This is a genomic window from Winogradskyella wichelsiae (assembly GCF_013403925.1).
In the GTDB taxonomy this organism is placed as follows: Bacteria; Bacteroidota; Bacteroidia; order Flavobacteriales; family Flavobacteriaceae; genus Winogradskyella; species Winogradskyella wichelsiae.
The window spans coordinates 98369-123904 of the sequence record NZ_JABFDJ010000005.1 but is presented as its reverse complement, the minus strand read 5'-3'; the positions used below and the strand labels follow the sequence as shown (position 1 = coordinate 123904).

Sequence of the window (25536 nt, the reverse complement as noted above, 5' to 3'; positions counted from 1 at the left end):
ATTAGTGAAAATTTAGTCTTTAGAACCTTCAATCCATTTTTTAGCATTAACAAAAGCTTCTAACCAAGGTGAAACTTCATCTTTTCTATCTTGTGGGTAATTGGCCCAGTTCCATTGAAAAATTGAACGTTCAATATGTGGCATAGTTGCTAAATGTCTTCCTGTTTTATCACAAAGCATTGCGGTGTTAAAATCAGATCCATTTGGATTTGCAGGATACTCTGCATAACCATATTTAGCTACAATATTATATTTGTCTTCAGAATAAGGAAGACTAAATTTTCCTTCGCCATGAGAAATCCAAACTCCTAAAGTAGCACCTTCTAAAGTAGAAAGCATTACAGAGTTATTTTTCTGAATTTCTACAGATGTAAATCCACTTTCGTGCTTATGAGAATCATTATAAGTCAGTTTACCATGAGTCTCATGCTCTGGGTTTACTAAATCGAGTTCCATCCAAAGTTGTGCTCCATTGCAGATTCCGACAGAAAGTGTGTCTTCTCTTTTAAAGAAATCATTGATTACTTTGTTGGCCTTATCATTATATTTAATCGCTCCAGCCCAACCTTTAGCAGAACCTAAAACATCCGAGTTACTAAAACCACCAACAGCTCCTAAAAACTGAATATCTTCTAATGTTTCACGACCAGAAATTAAATCGGTCATATGAACATCTTTAACGTCAAAACCTGCTAAATACATAGCATTTGCCATTTCACGTTCAGAGTTAGATCCTTTTTCTCTTAAGATAGCCGCTTTAGGACGCGAATTATCTGTAGTAAGCACATCTTTTAATTTTCCTGTAAAATGAGATGGAAATTTAAAATCTAACGCTTGATTCTTATAGTTGTCAAAACGATCTTGAGCTAAATTATTAGCCGTTTGTTTTTGGTCTAATAAGAAAGACGTTTTAAACCAAACATCTCTTAGTTCTGTAACATTAAAAGAGAAGTCATCTTCGTTATTTTTAATCTTTACAATTCCTGAAGTATTAGCTTCACCTATATGAAAAAATTCAATATTATTTTTTGATAAAATAGTTTCTACAGATGCATCTGCTTGAAAAACAATTCCTGAATTTTCTGAGAATAAAACTTTAATAGAATCTTCTTCATTTAAAGATGTAATATTTAAATCTGCACCTAAATTAACATCTGCAAAACACATTTCTAATAAGGTTGTAATTAAACCTCCAGAAGCCACATCGTGTCCTGCTTTAATCTTATCTGCTTTAATTAAATCTTGAATGGTATTAAATGTGTTTTTTACAAAAGCAGCATTTGTAACATCAGGAGTTTCATTTCCAATAGCATTTAATGCTTGGTTAAAAGAACTTCCTCCTAATTTAAAATCATCTTGAGAAACATTGATGTAGTAAATATTTCCACCATCAATTTGTAAAACAGGTTCTACAATTTTAGTGATTTCATTACAGTTTCCTGCAGCAGAAATAATAACAGTTCCTGGAGAAATTACATCTCCATCTGTATATTTCTGTTTCATAGATAAAGAATCTTTTCCTGTAGGGATATTAATTCCTAAACCAATAGAAAATTCTGAAACCGCTTTTACAGCTTTATATAAACGTGCATCTTCACCTTCATTTTTACAAGGCCACATCCAGTTTGCAGATAAAGAAACAGAATGTAAATTATCTTTTAAAGGTGCCCATATTAGGTTGGTTAAAGATTCTGTTATAGCATTTCTACTTCCTGCTTCTGGATTAATTAATGCAGAAATAGGCGCGTGCCCAATAGATGTTGCAACACCTTCTTTACCATTATAATCTAAAGCCATTACACCAACGTTATTTAACGGAATTTGTAATGGACCAACACATTGTTGCTTGGCAACTTTACCACCAACACAACGGTCTACTTTATTTGTTAACCAATCTTTACACGCAACAGCTTCAAGTTGTAAAACTTGCTTTAGATAGATTTCTAAGTTCTTTGTTTTGTAGCGTGGGTTTTTATATTTTCTAATAACAGTTTTATCTGTCATTATTGTTTTAGGAGACGAGCCAAACATGTCTTCTAAAGCTAAATCCATAGGTTTTTCGCCAGTAGAATTAGATTCAAAAGTAAAGCGGTCATTTTCGGTAACTTCACCAACATCATAAATGGGCGAGCGTTCTCTGTCTGCTATTTTATGTAAGATTTCTAAATGTTTTTCACCAATAACTAATCCCATACGTTCTTGAGATTCATTACCAATAATTTCTTTAGCCGATAGGGTAGGATCACCAATAGGAAGTTTGTCTAAATCAATTTTTCCACCTGTATCTTCAACAAGTTCAGATAAACAGTTAAGGTGTCCACCAGCTCCGTGATCGTGAATAGAAACAATAAAGTTTTCTTCACTTTCTACCATACCACGAACCGCATTTGCAGCACGTTTTTGCATTTCAGGGTTAGAACGTTGTACTGCATTTAATTCAATTCCTGATGCAAATTCACCAGTATCAGCAGAAGAAACAGCTGCGCCTCCCATACCAATTCTGTAGTTGTCACCACCTAAAATTACAATTTTATCTCCTTTTTTAGGAACATCTTTTATAGCCTGATCTGCTTTTCCGTAGCCAATACCACCCGCTTGCATAATCACTTTATCGTATCCTAATTTTCTTGCTGGAGAATCACTTACTGAAGAATTTTCTTGATGTTCAAAAGTTAGTACAGAACCTGTAATTAATGGTTGTCCAAATTTGTTTCCAAAATCAGATGCTCCATTAGATGCTTTTATTAAAATATCCATTGGTGTTTGATACAACCACTCTCTCGCTTCAAATTTATTCTCCCAATGTCTGTTTTCTTCTAAACGCGAGTAAGAAGTCATGTAAACAGCCGTTCCTGCTAAAGGTAAAGAACCTTTTCCGCCAGCAAGTCTATCTCTAATTTCTCCACCAGAGCCTGTTGCAGCTCCGTTAAAAGGCTCTACAGTTGTTGGGAAATTGTGTGTTTCTGCTTTTAATGAAATTACAGATTCATAATCTTTAGTTTCATAAAAATCTGGCTTATCTGCAGTTTTAGGTGCAAATTGTTCCACCTTAGGGCCTTTTATAAAAGCAACATTATCTTTATATGCCGAAACAATATCGTTTGGAAATTGTTTAGATGTTTCTTTTATTAATTTAAATAATGAAGTTGGCATTTCTTCTCCATCAATAACAAAAGTTCCGTTGAATATTTTATGACGACAGTGTTCTGAATTTACTTGAGAAAATCCGAAGACTTCAGAATCGGTTAATGGTCGATCTATTTTTTTAGCAACACTTTCAAGGTATTCTACTTCTTCATCACTAAGCGATAACCCTTCTTGTTGGTTGTAAGCAGCAATATCTTCAATATTTAAAATGGCTTCAGGTTGAATGTCAATTTTAAAAATATCTTGATTCAAACTCTGATATTTTTCAGAAATCATAGGATCGTAATCCTTGTAATCTTCAACAACTGAAGTGAATTCTTCAATTCTTATGATGTCTGAAATCCCCATGTTTTGAGTGATTTCTACAGCATTTGTACTCCAAGGTGTAATCATTGCAGCTCTAGGTCCAACAAAAAAAGCATCGAGTGATGCTTGTTCTATTTTCGATTGATCACCAAATAACCATGTCAGTTTAGATATGGTTTCTGTTGATAATTCTTTTGTTGCTTGAACAGCAAAAACTTTACTGTTTTGGTTCCCGAAGAAATGAATCATTTATGTCTGGTATTTGAGTTGTGTTTAGTAAAATGCAAATTTACTTTTTTTATACGTGATTTAACTTATAATATTCTATTGAAAAGAAGAGAGTTATTCACGATGTTTTAAACATAAAAAAAGCGACTCATTAAGTCGCTTTTTTATAAAATAGAATAGTTATTATTGTTTTATCAACCGTTTCGTTTCGGTTCCATTTTCAGAATTTAATTTTACAAGATAGACTCCTTGTGATAATCCTGAAATATTTAATTTTGATTGATTGGATGATATGCTTTGAACTTTTACCTTTTTTCCTAAAATATCATAAACTTCAGCGATAATATCTTTATTTGATAGAATAGTAACTTCATTTCCGTTTACAGGGTTAGGATACATTTTAATTGTGTTTTGACTAACATCTTCAATCGATAGGTTTTCCCATCTGTTTTGAGCGTCAGGTCCACCCCAAATTGCAGTCGCTAAATATGGATTGTCAATAAAAGGGTTTCTATTGCCTTGCGCATATTCATTGCTTGTATTGGCATGATAGGCATTTCTTACATCTTCTAATCCGCCTTCAACAACAGGGTCTTCAGCATTCCATTGTAAGAATAAATCAATCATATCGTCTGGTGTAGAAGTGTTACTTCCTATACCAACATTAGAAGGTAGGCAGCGTTCTCCGTAGTGTAAATACATGTACATTATAATTCTGGCGCAATCCCCCTTCCATTCGTCACCAGGATACCAACCTCCGTTAGTAGATCCCGATTCACCGTTTAAAAATTGTCCTGTACTTTTATTCGCAAAGACAAGGTTTCCGCGTTGTCCATTTCTTTGTACGTCACTTGGTCTTAACATTTGGGCGTCAGAGCCAGGACCAGATGTTCCTAAATTAGGATTTCCTCGAGATTTAGGATAAACGTGTTCTCTATTCCAATCTCCAACTCCTCCTCCGTTTGCATTTTTTGCTCTGGTACGATCTGTAGTTACATTGTTATCAGTATCACTGTAACCATAAAGTAATATAATATTATTTGAATTGTCCGCATCTAAATCTGTAATTTTTGAAGCTTCCCAAACATCACTGTAACTTAAAAAATTAATGTGCTTATCTGTAGTAAGATCAATTAAATCATTTTTTAAACTAATGCCAGTAGAGGTGAAGTCGACGTTGCTATAATAGGGCTCTAACTCTGCAGGCGGAGCTAGTTGAGCAAACGCAACTGAGGTTGTAAATACTAAAAATAGAGTGTAAAGGTGTTTCATTAATTTTATTTTTTTAATAGTGAGATGCAATATTCCTTTAATAGGGATTTATAAGTTGACATACCGTGTCTACTGCAAAGGTAATTTTTTTTGCAAATGATTTTTTTTTTTTTTTTTAACAGCTTGAGATAAATTTATTCCATTTTAAACAAAAAAAAACAGCTTAAAAAGCTGTTTTTTATATATTGAAATTAATGAATTTATTGTTTTATAAGTTTTTTTGTAATTGTTGAATTACCCTGTGTAATTTTTGCAATATAAATACCTGTTTTTAAATTTTGAAGATTTAAAGTACTCGTTTTAGAAATTGTATTTTTAAATACACGTTTTCCTAGAATATTATAAATTTCAATGTTAGTGTCAATATTAGATTTTAAAGCTACAGTTAAATCACTTTGTATTGGGTTGGGGTGAAGTTTAACTGTTTGTATATTAAAATCTTTAACATTTAATGTAGAATAACATGTATAAGATAAGTCGTCAAATATAACTCTGTTATCATCATCACTGTTACTATCAATAATAATTGAAACATTATTTTCTACATTTATGTTTGAAATAGTTATTGTTTGTTCTGTGTCCGTGTAAGCAATGGTTCCTACAAGATTTCCGTTAACGTTTAGATTAAAAGTTCCGTCCGATCCAGAAAATACGCGTTTGGTGGTTACCGTTAAAGATCCTATTCCATTTGCAGTTGCAGGAAGAGTTAACATTCCATCTCTTACTGTAATAGCACTTGAAGAATTAATAGTTTGATCTGTTCTAGCATCTGTAGCACTCCAAGTTCCTCCTTGATCACCTGTCCAGATTATATCTGAATAAGAACCAATAGAAGTATCCAAGTTTTCGAAAGTTTCTGTTAAACAAATTGTACCTGGAACGTTTCCCGTATTTGTTGTTGTTTCACAATCTTGATTACTAAAAGCAGACGTATTTCCTGCAGCATCTTTAGCCTTTACTGTAAAGCAATAATTAGTGTCAGAAATTAGTAAGGTAGCATTTGCTGTAGTATTACTTGTGTTAAAACTAAAAACCCCATCCATATAAACATCGTAAGATGACACAGCAACATTATCTGTTGAAGCTGTCCATGATAAAGTAATACTATTATCCGTAGGGTTAGAAGCTACAAGATTAGTTGGATTTGTAGGCGACTCTTCATCAGGTGTAGGATTCCAAATCATGTTTGCATATTCAGGGTGATCTACAAATGGGTTTGCATTACCTTGAAAATTATAAGCAGCATTATTTCTTTCGCGCTCTCTCTGATCAACAGGATCTACGTTGTAATGCCAATCTAATAATACAGTAACAGCCCAATCTTCTAAAGCTTGGTTTTCTGTTCCGTTAAACATATTAAAACTTGTGTAGCCATCAACAGTATCTTCATAGCGGGTAGCAAAATAAAGAATTGCTCTTGCAATGTCTCCTTTAAACTCATCAATAGGTTCAAATACAATACCTGTATAACCAGACATTGAACTTGTACCTCTTTTGGAGCCGTTATCAGAAGTAAGGTTTACAGAGCCTACATTACCAAACGGATATGATCCTCTGTAATTATTAACACGACAATCTGTTGGGATAACGTGGTGAATGTCACTTTGCATTGGGTAATTACTATTAAAAGAAGACTGAGGAATTAAATGTTCTCTATTATAACAATCTCCTTCTGAATTTTGGTTACCACCAGAATCAACATTATGAGTAAAATTATATGAATCTGTACCTGTTGGATTTTCAGAATAAAAATCTAAAACTGTACCATCATTTTCATAATTAGTACCACCAACAACATCAATGTCAGAATGGGTATCTACATATCCATCAGAACCAGAAACACCGTCTCCATCATAAAGTTGATTGTATGTTCTTGCTGTATGACCATTAGACGTAATATCCTTTAATTGCGTTTTTAACGCAAAACCAGTTAGGCCATTTGCACTATCGTAGTAATTTGAAGGAATTTGAGCAAAACCAATAAAGGTTACAAAAAAAGTAATAATCAGTAAGTAGTTTTTCTTCATCTTTAATAATGTTTAAATGGAAGGGGTAATTATTTTCTTTCTAAAAGCGCCATGTAAAATCCGTCATATCCAGATTTATAAGCTAAGACTTTTTTGTCCTTTACAAAAGTGAAATCTTTACCTGCTTCAGAGTTTAAAAATTTATCAACTTGCTTTTGGTTTTCAGATGGTAAAACAGAACATGTAGCATAAACCATTTTCCCCCCAGATTTAACCATTTTAGAATATTGCTCTAAAACTTCTGCTTGGATTTTCTTTATGTTTTCAATAAACTCTGGCTGTAATTTCCATTTAGCATCAGGGTTTCTTCTTAGAACACCTAAACCAGAACAGGGAGCATCAATTAATAAGCGATCTGCTTTGCCATGTAATTTCTTTATTGGCTTAGTAGAGTCAATGACTTTCATTTCAATATTATGAACTCCATTTCTACGTGCTCTAACTTTTAGTTTTCTCAATTTACTTTCGTAAATATCCATAGCTATCAGTTGGCCTTTATTTTCCATAAGTGACGCCAAATGCAATGTTTTTCCGCCTGCACCAGCGCAAACATCTACCACCTTCATACCTGGCTTAACGTCTAAATAATCAGCAACAAGTTGCGAAGAAGCATCTTGTACCTCAAACCATCCGTCTTTAAAAGCTTCAGTTACAAAAACGTTGGCACGCTCTTTTAATTTAATAGCTGAAGGGTGATCTGGTAAAAAATCAGTTTCAATACTCTCAGATTCTAACTTAAGTTGTAAATCTGTTTTATTCGTTTTTAGAGTATTAACTCTAAGAATAACTTCGGCTTGTTCATTTTGCTTAGCGATTTCTTTAGTCCACTCAGCTTCACCTAATTCAGAAACACCCAATTCATCAATCCAATCTGGAATAGATTCTCTGTATTTTCTAATTTTAGACAATTCATCAAAACGTCCTTTAATTTTTCGACTTGGTGTGTCAGCAAAATATTTCCAATCTGGTAGTTTAATACCTTTTAGAGTTGCCCAAACTGCAAAAATTCGCCAAAGGTTATCTCTGTCATAAGGGGCTTTTACATCTCCAATTTCTGCATACAGTCTTTGGTAACGTACAATAGTGTAAACAGTTTCGGCAACAAAACCTCTGTCTCTGCTTCCCCAACGTTTATCGCGTTTTAGTAATTGTTGTATTACTTTGTCAGCATATTCACCTTCATTAAAAACAAGGTGTAATCCGTCAATTACTGCAAAGCATAAATTTCTGTGTAGTCGCATTTCTTTATTTGTATTCGGTATTCTGTCTCAATTTACAATGATATATAGTTAACTTTAAACAGAATTAATTTTAAATTAAATAGCTTACAAAGGTAAGTGAAAAGTTTAACAGTAAAGGTTTTTATTATGAAGTGTTAATGTTTAATGATAAATAAATTATATAATCTTTTCTTTAGTAATTCTATCTAAACTAAATTAGCACTTTATTAATCATAATAATTTTTGAAGGAAACGAAATTTGTACAAGAACTAAAGTTAAAAAGTCCTAAGGCTTACAGCGCGCTTTTAGATCAATATGAGCAAAAAGTTTTTAGTACTTGTATCTCTTTTGTGCCTAATAGAGAAGATGCAGAAGACATCGCGCAAGATGTATTTGTAGAAGTTTTTAATTCTATTAAAAAATTTAAGGGAGATTCTAAATTATCCACATGGATTTATAAAATAACGACTAATAAGTGTTTAGAATTTATTAGAAAGAAAAATACGAAGAAACGTTTTGCTTTTTTACAGTCTATTACAGGCAATGCTATTCCTATAGATAAAACAGATTATTTTACAGAGGTGAATCATCCTGGAATATTATTAGAAAACAAGGAGCTCAATGCTACTTTGTTTAAAGCTATAAATAATTTACCCGAAAGTCAGACCGTCGTATTTACATTGCATAAAATTGATGGTAAGAGTTATCAGGAAGTTGCTGAAATTACAGGTAAAAGTCTATCGTCAGTTGAATCTATTATGTTTAGAGCAAAAAAGAATTTAAAGAAAATTTTAGGAAATTTTTATAAAAATGAATATTAGCGCAAGTTTTTTAAAACTTCAGCATCTAAATCTATAATTATGAAAGCTAAAGTTAAAATGGATAAAAAAATACAAGATACCTTTAATGCAATAGAATCTATTGAAGAGGCTAAAGTGTCACCCTTTTTTAAAGAAAAGGTTATGCATCAAATTAGAAATGCTTCTGAAGATATCCAAGATAAGACTTGGTCATGGTTTACACCTCAGTTACAACTAGCAACATTAATTTGTATCATAGTGTTAAATGTTATTGCTTTTAATAAATTAAAAACGAATACTTACGATGAGAGCGTGAGCAGTTTTGCGGACTCATATGGGTTATCTACAAGTACAGAATCTACTTTATTGAATTAATTATGAAGAAAAATGTAACCTTATACATTCTACTAATCTTTTTAATAGTGGTTAATATTTTTTTCCTTTATATCTATATGGGAAATCAAATTGATTTCAAACCTAAAGAACCGAGAGGTAATAAAGATTTTATTGTTGAACAACTTGGTTTTAATGATGAACAATTAACAGCGTTTAAAGAGAAGAGTAAAGGACATCATAAAATAATTATAGGATTATCTGATGATGTACGGGTGTTAAAAGATCAACTTTTTGAAAAGTTATCTGAGAAAAATGTTTCAGAATCTTCTATAGATTCTATAACATCTTTAATTTCTTTAAAAGAGAAAGAGAAAGCCAAAGAAGTTTTTTATCATTTTAGAATGATACAAGAATTATCTAATGATGAACAAAAGGAAAAATTTAAAATGCTAATTGTAGATGCACTGCACCAAGGAGATCAAGGTCGTATGCCGCCACCACCGAGGGAAGGAGAAGGTCATATACCACCACCTAGACAGAACGATTAGAATTTAGTAACAACACAAAAAAAGACCTTCAATATTTTGAAGGTCTTTTTTTGTGTTTTATTTAACAAAGTAAACAACAAGTTTAAAAAGATAAGAGCATCTAAACTTACATAACATTAAAAAGCAAAACATGAAAAGTAAAACATTTAAAACAGTAGTATTGGTTTTTGGTTTAGTAACATTTTCTAATTGGACTTACGCGCAGTCAGATAGAAAAAAGCCACCAACGTTTAGTGAATTAATAAAAAAGATGGATGCAAATGACGATGGTAAATTATCTGAAGATGAAGTAAAAGGACCGTTAAAAGATCAGTTTTCTACAATAGATACAGATGAGGATGGTTTTATTACTGAAGAAGAATTTAAAAATGCACCTAAGCCAGAACGTAAGTCGAGAGACTAGTAAAGCTCCAAAAAAGAAAAGTTAATAATATTTTGATTGGTTAATTGTAGTTAAAGGCCTCGAAAGAGATTTCGAGGTTTTTTTATATTAAATAGAGTTTACCGAAATATATCTAATTAATAATTGTAGAGAGCAAGTGTATTTTATGCTTTTTATCTGCTAGAAAATTGATGTATATAGTGTCTGTTCTAAAAATGAAGGTAATATAAATTTTAATGTAGATTGAGAGGATAAGATTAAGAGTCAATAAATATATATGTAATTGATTGTGAGTAAGATTTATGCAAGTAAATAAGCCGCTTAATTTAAAGAGAAAGAGTTTAAAGGAATAAGTCTACTCAAATAAAAATTTCAAATACTGAATTATGATATGAAATTATTCAGAAAAATTAGAAAAAAATTATTGGATTCAGGAAAAATAAAGAGTTATCTAATTTATGCATTTGGCGAGATTTTTTTTATTGTTGTTGGTGTTCTAATAGCATGGAAGATTAATAATTTAAATGAATTAAGAAAAAATAGAATTGTAGAGTTAAAGATCTATCAGTCTTTAAATGAAGAGTTGAATTCTAATTTAGATCTTTTAGATTTTGCAATTGCTAGTTATACAAAAAACTCTAAAATAGTAGAAAGTACAATTCAACTAATTATGGAGGATGAACTAGCAGAGTTGTCAGATACCGAAAAAACAGAGTTAATTAATGTAGATTATAAAGCTACGCAATTGCATAATGGAGCGATGAACTCAGTAAATACAACTAATAAATTTGAATTTATAGAAAGTGTATTATTAAAAGATCTTATTGCTGCTTATCCTAACGAATTAGACAATTTTGAAAATCAAGAATCAAAAATTGAGAACATTATAGTCAATAAATTACAACCTGCTATAGAGAAACATATTTCTTTAATCGATATTCTTTCGGAACGTGAATTTGCAAACAACGATTTTAAGTCTTTCTCGATGGCTTCTAATTACAGAGAGTTAATAGAGAGTAGGGAATATCAGAACAGTTTAGTAGACCGTCTGTTACAAACAGAAATTCAATTGTCTAATGCTAAAAGCTTGAGAGATAAAACTCAAATGATAGCTTTTAGACTTACAAAAGAATTAGAAAATTAAAAACAAGACCTATGATGTAGATGAAGTGTTTATTTTAAAAATACCAGTAGCTCTATGGTCGCTAGGAAAGTTTTTCTAATACATTAACTATAGGGCATAAAAATTTTGTTTAAGTTTATTAATTGTTTCATTAAGGCTTCGTAAGAAAATCACGAAGCCTTTCTTGTTTTTATTTAAGAAAGAATCAAAAGTTTTATTTAGTAAATGCACCTAAATAACTAGTTAAAAAAATAATTCAAAAATACTGTATTTGTTGCACATAGAATGGTAATTATAAAAACAGCACGGAACTAACAAGTTTCATGATAGATACTGTCATGAAGCTTTTTTTATACCTAACGCAAGTTTATTTTAAAGAAAACATCTAAAGATAAAATAGATATTATGAAAACAAACAAATTAAAAAATACGCTAGGGATTTTATCAATACTATTATGCAGTTTTGCTTTTGCACAAGGACCAGGCGGAAGAGGTGGTAGACAGGGTGGAGGACCACCAGAAGGAGGAAAGCCAGATGCTTCTAAAATTATTGAAATCTTAGATACAAACGGTGATGATAAAATTGATATAGATGAAGCAGCAAAAGATGAACGCGGTAAGATTTCTGAAGATTTTAGTAAAATAGATGCTGATGGGGATGGTTTTATTAATCTTGAAGAGTTAGAAGCTGCATTAGATAATACAAAACCAAAACCGGTATCAGCTGAAAAAATCTTAGCAGAAGTAGATCAAGATGAAGATGGTCTTTTAAATGAATTAGAGGTTGCAGCAAAAGACAAGCGTGATCTTATGGCTAATTTTAGTGATATTGATGTTAATGGAGATTCACAATTAGATTTAGAAGAATTAAAAGCTTTTTATTCTAAAGATAATGACGTTGAACGTAAAAAGCGAAGAGACTAATATCAATGATAGCTAATCAATTTCACTGTTTTTAAAGAGTTAATTGCGCTAGAGGTATTGACCTGTATATCAGTTATGTAGTGACTGATGAAAACTAAAACTAAAATAAAGTTAGTTTGAAGCGCAAGTTTTCTTTTGTAAAGCCATCTAAACTTTTATAGAGTTAAACAAACAAGAAATCAAAAAAAACAATTATGAAAAATTTATTAAAATTATTAGGCTTGACTGTACTGGTCTTTTCATTAAATATTGCTTGTTCAAGTGATGATAGTACTGAAGATTCAGTAGCAGGTACAGATGATACGGATGATGAGATTGTAACAGAACTTCACGCAGCATTTTACGCTTTTAATACAGATGCAACTACAATTTATTTAGATGGCTCTAATGTTGTTATTGAAACAACAGGTTTGCCAGATCACGAAACTGTTTATTGGGGAGAAGGAAATGATTTATATATTGAAGAACCAACTGTTGAAATTACACCAAGTATAATGTCTAGTAACAACAATGCTGTTACTATAACTGTAGACGCAACCCCTAATTTAACAGGGAGTTCAGTATCTACAACTTTTGATACTATAGGGATTGCAGTAAGTGGGGCATCTATTTTTAATGACCAAGAAGGCGCAGGGGATTTAGATGAGGCTGCAGCAAGTTTAGATTGGACAGGTGGTCACATTGGTCCAGGTGTATATCATTATCACTTAGAACCAAAAGCATTTAGTAACGATGATGATAATTTGGTAGGTATCTTATTAGATGGTGTTTTTCTATATGGAAGACAATGTTCTTCAACAGGAACATATCCAACAGATTTAGACGCATCAGGTGGTCATACATCTACAACAGAATACACTGACGGTGAAGAAGAATATCATTATCATATTATAAATGAAGTTTATTCAACAACAGGTTCTTATTTAGCATTTGCAGGACCATTTCAAGGTTATTAATTATGAGAATATCATTTTTATTAGTTGTTTTTTTTATAGCTTTTGGGAGTTGTAAGGAGTCTTCAGAAAATTTAAATTCTGAAAATTTCGCAATTCCAAAAGAAAGAATATTTCTTATTAAAAATGTTGAAGTAAAAAAATCAGATCTTGTTTTAAATCCGTTAGAAGGTGTTTGGTATTATAATGATGAACCTTATAATGGGTATTCATTAAAATTTCATAAAAATAATACGCCTGAAGAAAAATTAGGTTTTTATAATGGTAAAAGGGAAGGAGTTGCCAAAACGTGGTCGGCAAACGGAGTATTACGTATAACTTCTAATTATAGTCAAAACAAATTAGTTGGTGACTATAAAAGTTATTGGGAAAATGGTAATGTTGCTTTGCAAGTAAATTATATAGAAGGAAAGAAAGAAGGAGAAGAAAAACAATTTTATTCAAATGGAGAAATTTCTAAACTACGTTGGTTAGAAAATGGAAAGGAAAATGGTTTACAAAAAGCATGGTTACCTAACGGAAAGCTTTATGTGAATTACGAAGCCAAAAATGGAAGAGTTTTTGGGTTAATGCGTGCTAACGCTTGTTATAAATTAGAAAATGAAAAAGTTGTTAAAAAGAAATAAGGTATCTCTGGTTTTGCTATCTCTGATGTTTATTACAATAAGCTGTAATGAAGTAAATAAGAATAAGGTAATAGAAGAAGTTGAAGAAGAAAGTAGGGTAGATTACTTACCATATTACAATGAAGAATCATTTACACCCCATTGGTTAGTACCAGGAAGTGAGGAAGAGAAATCGTTTCATAAAATAAAAGATTTTCAATTAGTAAATCAGCTAGGCGAAACGGTAACGCAAGAAACATTTAAAGATAAGATTTATATCACAGATTTCTTTTTTACAAGCTGCCCAGGGATTTGCCCTCAAATGACCGGGAATATGTTTAGTTTGCAAGAGGAATTTAAAGAGGATGATGAGATCTTATTTTTGTCACATTCAGTAACTCCTTCAAGAGATTCTGTTCCTGTATTAAAACAATACGCAGAAAAACATGGTGTAATAGATCATAAATGGCATTTGGTAACAGGTGCTAAATTTGATATTTATAATTTAGGGAGGTCTCAATATTTTATTGAAAATGATCTAGATGAACCTAAAAGTATAGATGACTTTTTACACACGGAAAACTTCTTACTTATAGATAAGAATAAACATATTAGAGGTATTTATAATGGCCTCAATAGAGCTTCTATGCAGCAGTTAATTGTTGATGCAAAAGCATTAAAAGAAGAAGGTTAAATGAATTAATTAGAATTGTTTATAAATTGTTTTTTTGAAAAGGCTTTGTGATTATATCGTAAAGCTTTTTTATTTTTATAAAAAATTAAACTTAATGAGATTACTAATCATTTGCTTATTATTAATTGCTTTAGGAGCTTGTAAGTCTAAAATAATACAAAAACCAAAAAGCTTTAATAACGTTGAAATTGTTCAGTTGGTAGAAGATTCTACTTTAAATGTAAGAGCATTAGAGATCGTAGATTCTATTGGGCCTATATATTTAACTTCTAAAGGAGAATTAGGAATTTTACTTAAAAACGCTATTATTAATACTGTAGATTCTTTAAAGGATAAACCTTTTTATAATCATAAAATAAACTTATCAAATGATACCCTTTCATTAAATTTTAGGGCATTAGCAGCCAATAAAACTCAAGGTTTCGGAATTACAGTAGGGAACCCTGCGCTTTTATATAAGTTAGATGCAGATTTAGAAAAAAATAAAATAGTATATCAAGAAAATCATCCTAATGTTTTTTATGATTCAATGGATTTTTGGAATGAACAAGAAGGAATAGCCATAGGTGACCCAACAGAAGGTTGTATGAGTGTTGTTATTACGAGAGATGGAGGCGAAACTTGGACAAAAATAAGTTGTGATAATTTGCCTAGTACTAAAGAGGGGGAAGCTGCTTTTGCAGCAAGCGATACTAATATTGCCATTGTAGGTGATAAAACTTGGGTGGCTACAGGAGGTAAAACGAGTAGAGTAATGTATTCACCAGATAAAGGAGTCACTTGGCGTGTTTTTGATACGCCTATTGTTCAAGGCAAAGAGACTACTGGTATTTATTCTATTGATTTTTATGACGAAAAGAATGGTTTTGCTATCGGTGGTGATTATACAAACCCTAAAGCAAATTCTGCTAATAAAATAAGAACGACAACAGGTGGAGTTACATGGCAGGTTGTTTCAGATAGCGAAGGTCCTGGTTATAGCAGTTGCGTGCAATATATCCCTAATAGTGGGGGCAAGGAGTTAGTGGCTGTTGGCTTTAACGGAATTGATTACAGTGCAGATTCTGGTACTACATGGAAACACCTTAGTAATGAAGGGTTTTATACCATTAGATTCCTAAATGATTCTACAGCATATGCAGCGGGAAAGGGGAGAGTTAGTAAATTAATTTTTACAGAATAAAAAAAGGAAGTTTTAAAGGCTTCCTTTTTATCAATGTTTTTATAATATTAATCGTTTGAATGACGTTTTTTGTATTCTTCAAACATCTTTTGTCTAAAAGAATGCTCTGCCTGATATAGTTTAATTATTTTTTTAGCAGGAAGAATACTTAATAATTCTTTTAAGTATTTAGATTTCAAATCTGTCTTTTGTATTTCAGTTTTTTCCATATCTAAAAGAAGAGTTTTGGCTTCAGATTCAGAAAGATTCTCAGCTTTTTTTTCTTTACGTCTAGTCATAGACTTTTCTCTTAATTCATTTTCTGCATTTTCATTAGCATTATAAATTGGCCAAAATTTTTGAGCTTCAGATTTTGATAAATCTAATTTTCCTGTAATATGCGCTATTTTTAAAGCTTTAATTTTTTCTCTATCAAATTTTTGAGCAAATAGGCTTACAGAAAAAAGTAAGAACAGTACAACTGTAAATCTTATTTTGTTCTGGGAATTAAATTGGTGATTTTTCTTTGAAATATTCATAGTATGTTATTCAAAAATTAAGTCTTCGGTTTCTATGTTCTCAAAATATTGATCTAACGTTTCTTCTGAGATATTTAAATCTATAAAATCGGTTTCTGAAATATCTTCAGTTACAAATAAAGATGCAAAATCTTCATTGGTATATTCTTCTTGGTATAAATAACCTTCAATAATAGCGGTATCTACAGTGTCAAATGAAATATTATTTTTTGTATTAAATACTAAGCTAAAGAATAATAAAAAACTAGCAGCAATACCAGCAACATAATAAAATGAGCGTTTAGTTTTTAATGTGATTACAGGTGTTTCAGTATCCGTTTTAAGCTTTTCTAAAATAGTATTATCTACAGTATCAAAATAATCATTTGGTAATTTAAAACCAGGATTTTCTATACCTTTAAAAGTTTCTTTTTCTCTTAAACGTTCAAAAAAGTCAGTTTCAAAAGACTCAAAATAATGATCTGGAATCTTTAAACCTGTAGATTTAATATGATGTAAATTTTTATTTTTCATTTTATGCTGAACTTGTTTCAGTATATATTCTACGCTAGTAGCAATTTCATTTATCTATTAGACTTAAAATTCCTTAAATGGTTTAATCTGAGGTTAAAAAAGCTTCAATTTTTTTAGCAGCGATATGATATGATGCCTTTAAAGCGCCTTCGCTAGTGTCTAAAATCGCTGCAATATCTTTATATTTTAAATCATCAAAATAGCGCATATTAAAGACTAACTGTTGCTTTTCCGGTAACGTCGCTATCGCTTTTTGTAATTTAAGTTGAATGGCATCACCTTCAAAATAAACATCAGCTGTTAAGTTATTAATAGCCTTGTCTTGATATTCTTCATTAGTAATTTGTAATCGTTTTGCATTTTTGTTTAACAATGTAATAGATTCATTTGTAGCTATACGGTACATCCAAGAAAATAATTTACTTTCTCCTTTAAATTTATCTATGCTTCTATAAATTTTAATAAATGAGTTTTGAAGCACATCATCTGCATCATCATGATTGAGAACAATTTTACGAATATGCCAATAGAGTCGCTCTTTATAAAGTTGTAACAACTCTCTAAATGCAGCTTCTTTAGACTTGGGGTCTTTTAGACGTAATATGAAATCCGATTCGCTATTCAATTAATCTACTTTAGTATTTAGACGTTCTAATGTCTTAAAGGTTTAATGATGATCTAAAATAATTTAATTACATTCATTTTTCTTTTGTTGATTTTCAGTGTTTTAAAATGTATTTAACCGACAAAAAGTATATAAAATCGATGAAATGTATTTATTTTCTTGTGTGATAACTAATTTTATTATATGTTTGCCTCAGCTTAACCTAACAAGCGTTATCATTGCCCCAAATCTGATAACAAAGAAAGGATGTATAATATATACATCCTTTTTTTATTTTTAATAAGTTTTCAATTTTAAGTTGTTGAGTTTACTCAAAGCTTTGCATATCTACTAATTTTCTATAAACACCATTTTTTGCAATAAGTTCAGTGTGTGTGCCTTGTTCTGCAATTTCACCTTTATTCATAACTATAATTTCATCTGCATTTTGAATAGTAGAAAGTCTATGTGCAATTATAATAGAGGTTCTATTCTTCATCATATTCTCTAAAGCATCTTGTACTAGTCTTTCACTTTCTGTATCTAATGCTGAGGTTGCTTCGTCTAAAATCATAATTGGAGGGTTTTTAAGCACAGCTCTGGCTATACTTAAGCGTTGTTTCTGTCCTCCAGATAATTTACCACCAGAATCTCCAATGTTGGTGTCAATCCCATTTGGTAAGTCTTTTACAAACTCCCAAGCATTAGCAATTTTTAAAGCTTCAATTATTTCTTCATCTGAAGCGTTTTCTTTTCCAACTTTGAGATTGTTTGCTACAGTATCATTAAATAAAATAGAATCCTGGGTTACTAAGCCCAATAAACTTCTAAGTGATTTTTTGGTTATATCTTTAATATCCTCTCCATCAATAGTAATATTACCTTCGTTAACATCGTAAAATCGTGTTACTAAATTTGCAATAGTACTTTTTCCACTTCCAGATTGCCCAACTAAAGCTACGCTTTTTCCTTTAGGAACATTGAGAGAGAATTTTTTAAGAACAAGATCGTCTTCATACTTAAAAGAAATATTATTAATTTTTAGTGAAGATTGAAAGTTTGTTTTTGCTTTTCCGTCCACTGGATCTTTAATGGTAGATTCTGTATTTAAAATTTCTAATACACGGTCTGCAGAAGCATTTGCAGATTTAACTTTATAGGTTGCTTTGCTTATAGCTTTTGCCGGTGTTAATATGTTATAGGCTAAAGCCATGTAGGTTAAAAATTCATCGGATGTTAATGTTTGTTCTACTAACACCATTTGTCCCCCATATAGCAAAATAACAGAGATAACAACTATCCCTAAAAATTCAGATGTAGGTGAAGCTAAATTCTGCCTATGCGCTAAATCATTGGCAAATTTGAATAATCTTGATGTAGATTTTTTAAATGTTGAATTAAATTTATCTTCAGCATTAAACCCTTTAATTACTTTTAATCCGTTTAAAGTTTCATCTAAAACAGAAAGAAATGCTCCATTTTCTTCTTGAACACGCTTAGAGCGTTTTTTTAAACTTTTACCAATCCGAGATATAATGATGCCCGAAACTGGTATAAATATGAATACAAAAATGGTGAGTTTAATACTTATAGTAAACATTACAACTATAGTAAAAATAATGGTTAGCGGTTCTCTAACAAGTAATTCTAAAATAGCTAATAATGAATTTTGAATTTCATTTACATCGCCAGAGATTCTTGCTATAATATCACCTTTTCTTTTTTCTGAAAAATAAGACAAGGGAAGGCTAACCGTTTTATTATATAGCTCATTTCTAATATCTTTTAAAATACCATTTCTTAAATAGGCTAGAAAGAAATTAGAGAAGTAACCAGCTGCATTTTTTAGTAAAAAAGTACTAATTACAACGGAAATCATGATAATCAAGACACTATACTGACCATCTGCTTCTATCTTTTGGGTAATAAAGAAGTTTAACGAGTCTTGTAAATAGTCTTTGTATTGAAGAATACCATCATAATTTGCACGTATTGGTTTAGCAGCAATAGGTTCTGCTGTTTTCAGTAATACCTTTAACATTGGCATTAATGAAACAAATGATAAAGTCCCAAAAAGGGCATATAAAATGTTGAAGAAAATATTTAAATATGCATATTTCTTATACGGTATAATAAACCGCGATAACTTCTTAATATAGTCCATTAATTATAAATTCATATCCTTTAGGATAGCATCGATTCTGTCATCCAACAATTGCTCCGTTGTTTCAAAGTCTGCCGAATTGTCAAGATCTTTATTTACGCTGATATAGAATTTTATTTTAGGTTCTGTTCCACTTGGTCTTAAAGCTATTTTACTTCCTTCTTCTGTATAATAAATCAAGACATTAGATTTAGGAATTTCAATCGCTGTTTCTTCATTAGTTTGAAGATTTTTTGAGATTGATAATTGGTAATCTTCAATTAAAACCACTTTTTCACCATTGATTTCTTTTAAAGGATTATTTCTTGCATCAACCATCATTTGCTTAATTTCTTGTGCACCTTCAATACCTTTTTTAGTTATAGATACTAAACGTTCTTTAAAGAAACCATGCTCAACATATAAGTCAATTAAGCTTTGGTACATTGTTTTACCTTCAGCTTTTGCTTGAGCTGCAATTTCGCAAGCTAATAAAGTAGAGGTAACCGCATCTTTATCGCGTACAAAATCACCAACCATAAAACCAAAACTTTCTTCTCCACCACCAATGAAATCCATGGTTGGGAAATCTTTAATCATTTTAGCAATCCATTTAAAACCTGTAAGACCTATTTTGCATTCCACATCATAAGCACTAGCTAAAACAGACATCATAGGAGTTGATACAATTGTAGAACCAACAAATTGGTTGTCGTTGATTTTTCCTGAGTTTTTCCATTGTTTTAGTAGAAAATTCGTCATTAAAATCATCGTTTGGTTTCCGTTAAGAATTACCAATTCATTTTCTAAATTACGAACTACAACTCCTAAACGGTCACAATCAGGATCTGTTCCGATCACAATATCACCATCAACTTTTCCTGCAAGTTCCACTGCCATTTTTAAAGCTTCTGGTTCTTCAGGGTTAGGTGATACTACCGTTGGGAAATCTCCATTTGGTACACGTTGTTCTTCAACAATATTAACGTTGGTATAACCCGCACGTTTTAAAGTTTCAGGAATAGCTGTAATAGATGTTCCGTGTAAAGAGGTGAAAACTATGTTTAAGTTTTCTTTAGCTTCTTTAGAAGTATCAAAACTTCCATTTTTTATAGATGAATTAATAAAAACATCATCAACATCTTTACCTATATATTGAATTAAGCTATCGTTAGCTTCAAACTTAATTTCAGAATACTCTAATTTATTTATTTCTGCAATAACTCCAGAATCTTGAGGTGGCACTAATTGTCCGCCATCTTGCCAATATACTTTATAACCATTGTATTCTGGTGGATTGTGAGATGCTGTTAATACAATACCACAATGACAATCTAAATGTTTTAGTGCAAATGATAATTCTGGGGTTGGTCTTAAATCTTCAAATAAGAATACTTTAATTCCATTAGCAGAAAATACATCTGCAACCAATTTTCCAAATGTTTTACTATTGTGTCTACAATCAAAAGCAATTGCCACTTTTAATTCTTCACCAGGAAACGATTCTTGTAAATAGTTACTTAAACCTTGAGTGTTTTTACCTAATGTATATTTATTCATTCGGTTGGTTCCAAGGCCCATAATACCACGCATTCCACCTGTTCCAAATTCAAGATCTTTATAAAAACTCTCCTCTAACTCTTTCGGATTAGTAGCTATTAGATTTTTTATTTCTTTTTGAGATTCTTCATCAAAAGTTGGCGTTAACCAAGAATTAACACGTTCTAATATTTCAGGTTTAATATGAATCATGAGTAGAATGAATTTATGTTGAATAAAATTGATTGAGTAACAAAAATAAACAATCTTACAATTTAAAGACGAGAATCATCTTATAATTAAACTGTTTTAGATAAATTAAGTTCTTGTTTAATATAGTAGCGCTGCTGGTTTTGGCGGTTTGTACGTAAAACAAGTTCTCCTATAAAACCAGCAATAAATAGTTGTGAACCAATTATCATTGTAGAAAGTGAAATATAGAATTGCGGACGGTCTGTAATGAGTCTTCCGGTTGGGTTTAAAAATAATTTATCGATACCTAGATAAAATGCAAAACCAAAACCAATAATAGTCATTACAACACCAAGAGCACCAAATAAATGCATAGGTCTTTTTCCGAAATGTGAAACAAACCAAATGGTTATTAAATCTAAAAAACCATTAATAAAACGGTTCATGCCAAATTTAGTTTGGCCATATTTCCGAGCTTGATGAAGTACTACTTTCTCACCAATTTTAATAAAACCTGCATTTTTTGCTAAGACAGGGATATAACGATGCATTTCGCCATAGACATCAATGTGTTTAACAACAGTATTACTGTAAGCTTTTAAACCGCAGTTAAAATCGTTAAGGTGTACGCCAGATGTTTTTCTAGCAGCCCAATTAAATAATTTTGATGGTAAATTTTTAGAGATGACAGAGTCGTAACGTTTCTTTTTCCAACCAGATACAAGATCTAGACCTTCGCTCTTTATCATTTTAAAAAGCTCTGGTATTTCCTCAGGATTATCTTGTAAATCTGCATCCATGGTAATAACAACCTCACCTTCAGCTTTTGCAAAACCTGCATGTAAAGCTTGAGATTTACCAAAATTTTTCAAAAACCTTATGCCTTTTACATTGGGGTTTATTTCACCGAGTTCAGAAATAATTTCCCAAGACTGATCTGTACTACCGTCATCTATAAATAAAATTTCATAAGAAAACTGATTGGATAGCATCACAGATACAATCCAATTATGTAGTTCCTTTAAGGATTCTTCCTCATTAAGTAGTGGTATGACTACTGATATATCCATAGATTTTTGATATAATTTCTAAACCTCAAAAGTAAAGAAATTAATTAAGCCGCGTGAGGATCCTTGCGTTTTGTGGCTAGAGCAACAATAAGACCGATAACACTGTATGCAACAAGTTGATAAGCATTTGTCTTAACGGTATTTCCTAAAGAGAAAAAGCTATCCTCAGCTTGCATTTGTTCCATAGCTTGGTCTATTGCTTCTTGTGGAGCATTAAAGTTAGACATCATTGCAATTTGAGAGTTTATAATTTTTTCTTGAAGAATAATAGCCGCTTCGGGATCTACAACATTAAAAATAATGAAGCCTATTAATGCCGGGATTAAAGTTCCGATGGCAATTGTAATAAAGAAGGCAGAAAAAGCTTCTTTAAAGCTAATAAAACCGCCTAAAAGTTTTCTAGCTTTTATTGCAGATATAATTCCAAAAACAATAACTAATAACATCTGACCAATACCAAACCACCATTGTGTAAACAAATCTAGATAAACAGCATAGCCTATAATTGTAAAAGATGATAGGATTAGACCAAGATATAGACCATAGTTAATTGCTGAAGATTTTAAAGATTTATCCATTTTAAAATAAGTTTTTTGATTAATTAACTAGTAAGTATGCAAAGTTACAGATTTGTTACATACATTTGTAAAATAAAATTATCAAAAAAGATTGCAGGTTTGTGAAAAATAATTAAATTTGCACCTCGAAAAAATCGAATTTATTTAAAGCATTTAGTAATGAAAGCAGGAATACACCCAGAAAATTATAGAATTGTAGCGTTTAAAGACATGTCAAATGAAGAGGTGTATTTAACGAAGTCTACAGCAGACACAAGTGAAACTATCGATGTAGATGGTACTGAATATCCATTAGTAAAATTAGAGATCTCTAGAACATCTCACCCTTTTTACACTGGTAAATCTAAATTAGTAGATACAGCTGGTCGTATTGACAAGTTCAAAAACAAATATGCTAAGTTTAAAAAATAAACTTTGCTTATTAACATTATATAAAAAGCCTTTCTGTTGTCAGAAAGGCTTTTTTATTTTAAACAATTAAGTTATTTTTGAGTTATAATATTTTAGATATAACAGCAACCACTAATTCTAAACACTTCATGAATTATATATTATTCGACGGTCCTTACCGCAACAATCTCTTACCATTTACATTTACAAGACCAGTTGCAGATCTAAGAATTGGTATTTTAACAATTCGTCAGAAATGGGAATCTTATTTAGAATATACCACAACAACGATTACTGAAGATTATCTAGCAGATAAGTTTCCTATGGTAGAAATGGAGGAGAACATTATGATTAATGCTTCTTTTTTACCTAATGTTGAAGTGATAGCCTTTGTGAAAAATTTGAGTCATAATCAAGCACTTTTCAAAGGTGAAGATGTTATTGCTTTTTTTATCAAGGAAGGTGAAGAAGTTAGCGATTTTTCAACATTTGAAGCTGTTGAATTTGATGGTGATATTTTAACAATAGAACATACTTGGGATATTTTTTCTAAAAATGGGGATGCAATTTTAGAAGATTTTAATCTAATTACAAAGGATAGAAAATCAGAACCTATACCTGCGACGATAAATACAATAAATCCGGAAAATATATTTATAGAAGAAGGGGCGACCTTAAATTTTGCAACTTTAAATGCTAGTTCAGGACCCATTTATATAGGTAGAGATTCAGAAGTAATGGAAGGATCTATAGTTAGAGGGCCTTTTGCACTTTGCCATGATGCCACTTTAAAAATGGCAAGTAAGATCTATGGGGCAACTACAGTGGGACCACATAGTAAAGTTGGAGGAGAGGTTAATAATTCCGTTATTTTCGGATATTCTAACAAAGGGCACGATGGCTTTTTAGGAAATTCCGTTTTAGGTGAATGGTGTAATCTTGGGGCAGATACCAACAATAGTAATCTAAAAAACAACTATGCAGAAGTGAGACTATGGGATTACGAAACAGAAGGTTTTGCAAAAACAGGATTACAATTTTGTGGCTTAATGATGGGGGATCATAGCAAATGTGGAATCAATACTATGTTTAATACAGGTACTGTCGTTGGCGTAAGTGCTAATATCTTTGGAAGTGGTTTTCCTAGAAATTTTGTACCTAGTTTTTCTTGGGGAGGAAGTAAAGGCTTTGTAACCTATAAAACAGATAAAGCTTTTGAAGTATCTGAAGTTGTGATGCATAGACGTAAAATAGAGTTTACAGAAAAAGATAAAGCTATTTTAGAACATGTATTTGAAGAAACAAAACAATATAGAAGAGATTAAGATATGTTGAAACTAAAATTTACATTACTCGTTTTGTTAGTTTTTACTTTTGGGTTTTCTCAAAGCAAAGACGTTGAAGTTAAAAATTTAGAAATAAATACTAAGTTGGATCATTTTGCTCCTCGCGTTGTAGGTGATAAAATATTTTTTAGTGCTAATCTTACAACTAAAAGAGGTCGTGCCATAAAAGATAAATATGATGGATTTGTATTTAATATATATGAAGGTTCTATCGATGGAAATGGGGAGATTAAAAACGAAAAACCTATAACTAAGACAGAACTAGGGCAGTTTAATATGTCTGCAGCTACCTACTCTAAAGATGGTAAGTATATGTATTTTACCACAAACCAATTAGGTAAAGGAAATAATAGGTATAAAGGAATTGAGACTTTTAATCTTCAGATTCAACGAGCAGAATATGTAGAAGGTAGTGGTTGGACAAACTTTACAACCTTGCCATTTTGCGATCCAGACTTTAATTTTTTACATCCAGCCTTAAGTCCAGATGAGTCTACTCTTTATTTTGTAGCAACTGTGAAGGGAACAAAAGGAAAATCGGATTTATATAAGGTCTCTGTTAGTAATCATAAAACATATGGGGAAATTAGTAAACTAAGCGAAAAGATTAATTCATCACGTACCGAGATTTATCCTTTTGTTAGTGCAGATAATAAACTTTATTTCACGTCAGATAGACGTGGAGGTAAAGGTAGTTTGGATATTTATAGTTATGATTTAAATTCTGAAAATACGGATGAAATACCAGTATCTTTAGAAGAGCCTATTAATAGTCCTGGTGATGATTTTTCATTTTTTTTAAATGATGATTTAACGACAGGTTATTTATCTTCTAGGCGTCTAAAAGGAGAAGGTGGGGATGACTTGTACTATTTTACAAAATTTTAATTTATA

24 protein-coding genes are annotated in these 25536 nt (G+C 31.2%); 13 read left to right on the top strand and 11 right to left on the bottom strand.

Going from position 1 to position 25536, the window contains the following annotated elements:
* Window positions 1–12: 12 nt before the first annotated feature.
* The 4 genes from purL to HM985_RS11565 form a co-directional block, all read right to left on the bottom strand.
* Window positions 13–3702 (bottom strand): phosphoribosylformylglycinamidine synthase, encoded by a 3690-nt coding sequence (purL, locus tag HM985_RS11580; protein ID WP_179376413.1) that lies wholly within the window; start codon window positions 3700–3702, stop codon window positions 13–15.
* A 162-nt stretch (window positions 3703–3864) separates the two neighbouring features.
* On the bottom strand, window positions 3865–4953 hold the full coding sequence (locus HM985_RS11575; protein ID WP_179376412.1) for an endonuclease: 1089 nt from the start codon (window positions 4951–4953) through the stop codon (window positions 3865–3867).
* Between the two features lie 200 nt (window positions 4954–5153).
* A complete protein-coding gene (locus HM985_RS11570) occupies window positions 5154–6980 on the bottom strand; it encodes an endonuclease (protein WP_179376411.1) in 1827 nt (608 codons plus the stop codon).
* A 29-nt stretch (window positions 6981–7009) separates the two neighbouring features.
* Window positions 7010–8221: an RsmB/NOP family class I SAM-dependent RNA methyltransferase gene (locus HM985_RS11565; RefSeq protein WP_179376410.1), complete on the bottom strand. Its 1212-nt coding sequence runs from the start codon at window positions 8219–8221 to the stop codon at window positions 7010–7012.
* Between the two features lie 222 nt (window positions 8222–8443).
* Here HM985_RS11565 and HM985_RS11560 point away from each other — a divergent pair, with 222 nt between their 5' ends.
* The 10 genes from HM985_RS11560 (at window position 8444) to HM985_RS11515 (ending at window position 15749) form a co-directional block, all read left to right on the top strand.
* Window positions 8444–9022, top strand: coding sequence for an RNA polymerase sigma factor (locus HM985_RS11560; RefSeq protein WP_179376409.1), 579 nt, complete (start codon window positions 8444–8446; stop codon window positions 9020–9022).
* A gap of 39 nt (window positions 9023–9061) precedes the next feature.
* On the top strand, window positions 9062–9376 hold the full coding sequence (locus HM985_RS11555; protein WP_179376408.1) for a hypothetical protein: 315 nt from the start codon (window positions 9062–9064) through the stop codon (window positions 9374–9376).
* Window positions 9377–9453: 77 nt separating this feature from the next.
* Window positions 9454–9885, top strand: a complete 432-nt coding sequence (locus HM985_RS11550) for a hypothetical protein (RefSeq protein ID WP_179376407.1) — start codon at window positions 9454–9456, stop codon at window positions 9883–9885.
* Window positions 9886–10015: 130 nt separating this feature from the next.
* Window positions 10016–10288: an EF-hand domain-containing protein gene (locus tag HM985_RS11545; RefSeq protein ID WP_179376406.1), complete on the top strand. Its 273-nt coding sequence runs from the start codon at window positions 10016–10018 to the stop codon at window positions 10286–10288.
* Window positions 10289–10658: 370 nt separating this feature from the next.
* Window positions 10659–11411, top strand: coding sequence for a hypothetical protein (locus tag HM985_RS11540; protein WP_179376405.1), 753 nt, complete (start codon window positions 10659–10661; stop codon window positions 11409–11411).
* A 384-nt stretch (window positions 11412–11795) separates the two neighbouring features.
* The gene (locus HM985_RS11535; protein ID WP_179376404.1) at window positions 11796–12314 is read left to right on the top strand and encodes an EF-hand domain-containing protein; all 519 of its coding nucleotides are present in this window, start codon (window positions 11796–11798) and stop codon (window positions 12312–12314) included.
* A 194-nt stretch (window positions 12315–12508) separates the two neighbouring features.
* On the top strand, window positions 12509–13270 hold the full coding sequence (locus HM985_RS11530; protein ID WP_179376403.1) for a YHYH protein: 762 nt from the start codon (window positions 12509–12511) through the stop codon (window positions 13268–13270).
* A gap of 2 nt (window positions 13271–13272) precedes the next feature.
* A complete protein-coding gene (locus HM985_RS11525) occupies window positions 13273–13893 on the top strand; it encodes a toxin-antitoxin system YwqK family antitoxin (protein WP_179376402.1) in 621 nt (206 codons plus the stop codon).
* Window positions 13868–14566 (top strand): SCO family protein, encoded by a 699-nt coding sequence (locus HM985_RS11520; RefSeq protein ID WP_179376401.1) that lies wholly within the window; start codon window positions 13868–13870, stop codon window positions 14564–14566. Before HM985_RS11525 ends, HM985_RS11520 begins: the two co-directional genes overlap by 26 nt.
* A 94-nt stretch (window positions 14567–14660) precedes the next feature.
* Window positions 14661–15749 carry a WD40/YVTN/BNR-like repeat-containing protein gene (locus HM985_RS11515; protein ID WP_179376400.1) on the top strand — a complete coding sequence of 363 codons (1089 nt, stop codon included), beginning with the start codon at window positions 14661–14663 and terminating at the stop codon, window positions 15747–15749.
* A 47-nt stretch (window positions 15750–15796) separates the two neighbouring features.
* Here HM985_RS11515 and HM985_RS11510 read toward each other — a convergent pair whose 3' ends face one another.
* The 7 genes from HM985_RS11510 to HM985_RS11480 form a co-directional block, all read right to left on the bottom strand.
* Window positions 15797–16267 (bottom strand): sensor of ECF-type sigma factor, encoded by a 471-nt coding sequence (locus HM985_RS11510; RefSeq protein WP_179376399.1) that lies wholly within the window; start codon window positions 16265–16267, stop codon window positions 15797–15799.
* A gap of 6 nt (window positions 16268–16273) precedes the next feature.
* Entirely contained in the window at window positions 16274–16780 is a 507-nt protein-coding gene (locus HM985_RS11505; RefSeq protein WP_179376398.1) for a hypothetical protein, read from the bottom strand.
* 82 nt (window positions 16781–16862) lie between these two features.
* Window positions 16863–17405, bottom strand: coding sequence for an RNA polymerase sigma factor (locus HM985_RS11500; RefSeq protein WP_179376397.1), 543 nt, complete (start codon window positions 17403–17405; stop codon window positions 16863–16865).
* Window positions 17406–17712: 307 nt separating this feature from the next.
* Window positions 17713–19548, bottom strand: a complete 1836-nt coding sequence (locus tag HM985_RS11495; protein WP_179376396.1) for an ABC transporter ATP-binding protein — start codon at window positions 19546–19548, stop codon at window positions 17713–17715.
* Window positions 19549–19551: 3 nt separating this feature from the next.
* Window positions 19552–21279 (bottom strand): phospho-sugar mutase, encoded by a 1728-nt coding sequence (locus HM985_RS11490; RefSeq protein ID WP_179376395.1) that lies wholly within the window; start codon window positions 21277–21279, stop codon window positions 19552–19554.
* A gap of 86 nt (window positions 21280–21365) precedes the next feature.
* Complete coding sequence (locus HM985_RS11485) at window positions 21366–22328, bottom strand: glycosyltransferase family 2 protein (RefSeq protein ID WP_179376394.1); 963 nt, start codon at window positions 22326–22328, stop codon at window positions 21366–21368.
* A gap of 44 nt (window positions 22329–22372) precedes the next feature.
* On the bottom strand, window positions 22373–22906 hold the full coding sequence (locus HM985_RS11480) for a DUF4199 domain-containing protein (protein ID WP_179376393.1): 534 nt from the start codon (window positions 22904–22906) through the stop codon (window positions 22373–22375).
* Between the two features lie 159 nt (window positions 22907–23065).
* Here HM985_RS11480 and HM985_RS11475 point away from each other — a divergent pair, with 159 nt between their 5' ends.
* The 3 genes from HM985_RS11475 (at window position 23066) to HM985_RS11465 (ending at window position 25530) form a co-directional block, all read left to right on the top strand.
* Window positions 23066–23317, top strand: coding sequence for a type B 50S ribosomal protein L31 (locus HM985_RS11475; RefSeq protein ID WP_179376392.1), 252 nt, complete (start codon window positions 23066–23068; stop codon window positions 23315–23317).
* A 128-nt stretch (window positions 23318–23445) separates the two neighbouring features.
* On the top strand, window positions 23446–24621 hold the full coding sequence (locus tag HM985_RS11470) for a GlmU family protein (RefSeq protein ID WP_179376391.1): 1176 nt from the start codon (window positions 23446–23448) through the stop codon (window positions 24619–24621).
* A 3-nt stretch (window positions 24622–24624) separates the two neighbouring features.
* Window positions 24625–25530 carry a TolB family protein gene (locus tag HM985_RS11465; protein WP_179376390.1) on the top strand — a complete coding sequence of 302 codons (906 nt, stop codon included), beginning with the start codon at window positions 24625–24627 and terminating at the stop codon, window positions 25528–25530.
* Window positions 25531–25536: the final 6 nt, after the last annotated feature.

Coding starts and splice junctions, on each gene's coding strand:
- purL (WP_179376413.1), bottom strand. CDS start 3,702: ATGATTCATTTCTTCGGGAACCAAAACAGTAAAGTTTTTGCTGTTCAA.
- HM985_RS11575 (WP_179376412.1), bottom strand. CDS start 4,953: ATGAAACACCTTTACACTCTATTTTTAGTATTTACAACCTCAGTTGCG.
- HM985_RS11570 (WP_179376411.1), bottom strand. CDS start 6,980: ATGAAGAAAAACTACTTACTGATTATTACTTTTTTTGTAACCTTTATT.
- HM985_RS11565 (WP_179376410.1), bottom strand. CDS start 8,221: ATGCGACTACACAGAAATTTATGCTTTGCAGTAATTGACGGATTACAC.
- HM985_RS11555 (WP_179376408.1), top strand. CDS start 9,062: ATGAAAGCTAAAGTTAAAATGGATAAAAAAATACAAGATACCTTTAAT.
- HM985_RS11550 (WP_179376407.1), top strand. CDS start 9,454: ATGGGAAATCAAATTGATTTCAAACCTAAAGAACCGAGAGGTAATAAA.
- HM985_RS11545 (WP_179376406.1), top strand. CDS start 10,016: ATGAAAAGTAAAACATTTAAAACAGTAGTATTGGTTTTTGGTTTAGTA.
- HM985_RS11540 (WP_179376405.1), top strand. CDS start 10,659: ATGAAATTATTCAGAAAAATTAGAAAAAAATTATTGGATTCAGGAAAA.
- HM985_RS11535 (WP_179376404.1), top strand. CDS start 11,796: ATGAAAACAAACAAATTAAAAAATACGCTAGGGATTTTATCAATACTA.
- HM985_RS11530 (WP_179376403.1), top strand. CDS start 12,509: ATGAAAAATTTATTAAAATTATTAGGCTTGACTGTACTGGTCTTTTCA.
- HM985_RS11525 (WP_179376402.1), top strand. CDS start 13,273: ATGAGAATATCATTTTTATTAGTTGTTTTTTTTATAGCTTTTGGGAGT.
- HM985_RS11520 (WP_179376401.1), top strand. CDS start 13,868: ATGAAAAAGTTGTTAAAAAGAAATAAGGTATCTCTGGTTTTGCTATCT.
- HM985_RS11515 (WP_179376400.1), top strand. CDS start 14,661: ATGAGATTACTAATCATTTGCTTATTATTAATTGCTTTAGGAGCTTGT.
- HM985_RS11510 (WP_179376399.1), bottom strand. CDS start 16,267: ATGAATATTTCAAAGAAAAATCACCAATTTAATTCCCAGAACAAAATA.
- HM985_RS11505 (WP_179376398.1), bottom strand. CDS start 16,780: ATGAAAAATAAAAATTTACATCATATTAAATCTACAGGTTTAAAGATT.
- HM985_RS11495 (WP_179376396.1), bottom strand. CDS start 19,548: ATGGACTATATTAAGAAGTTATCGCGGTTTATTATACCGTATAAGAAA.
- HM985_RS11490 (WP_179376395.1), bottom strand. CDS start 21,279: ATGATTCATATTAAACCTGAAATATTAGAACGTGTTAATTCTTGGTTA.
- HM985_RS11485 (WP_179376394.1), bottom strand. CDS start 22,328: ATGGATATATCAGTAGTCATACCACTACTTAATGAGGAAGAATCCTTA.
- HM985_RS11480 (WP_179376393.1), bottom strand. CDS start 22,906: ATGGATAAATCTTTAAAATCTTCAGCAATTAACTATGGTCTATATCTT.
- HM985_RS11475 (WP_179376392.1), top strand. CDS start 23,066: ATGAAAGCAGGAATACACCCAGAAAATTATAGAATTGTAGCGTTTAAA.
- HM985_RS11470 (WP_179376391.1), top strand. CDS start 23,446: ATGAATTATATATTATTCGACGGTCCTTACCGCAACAATCTCTTACCA.
- HM985_RS11465 (WP_179376390.1), top strand. CDS start 24,625: ATGTTGAAACTAAAATTTACATTACTCGTTTTGTTAGTTTTTACTTTT.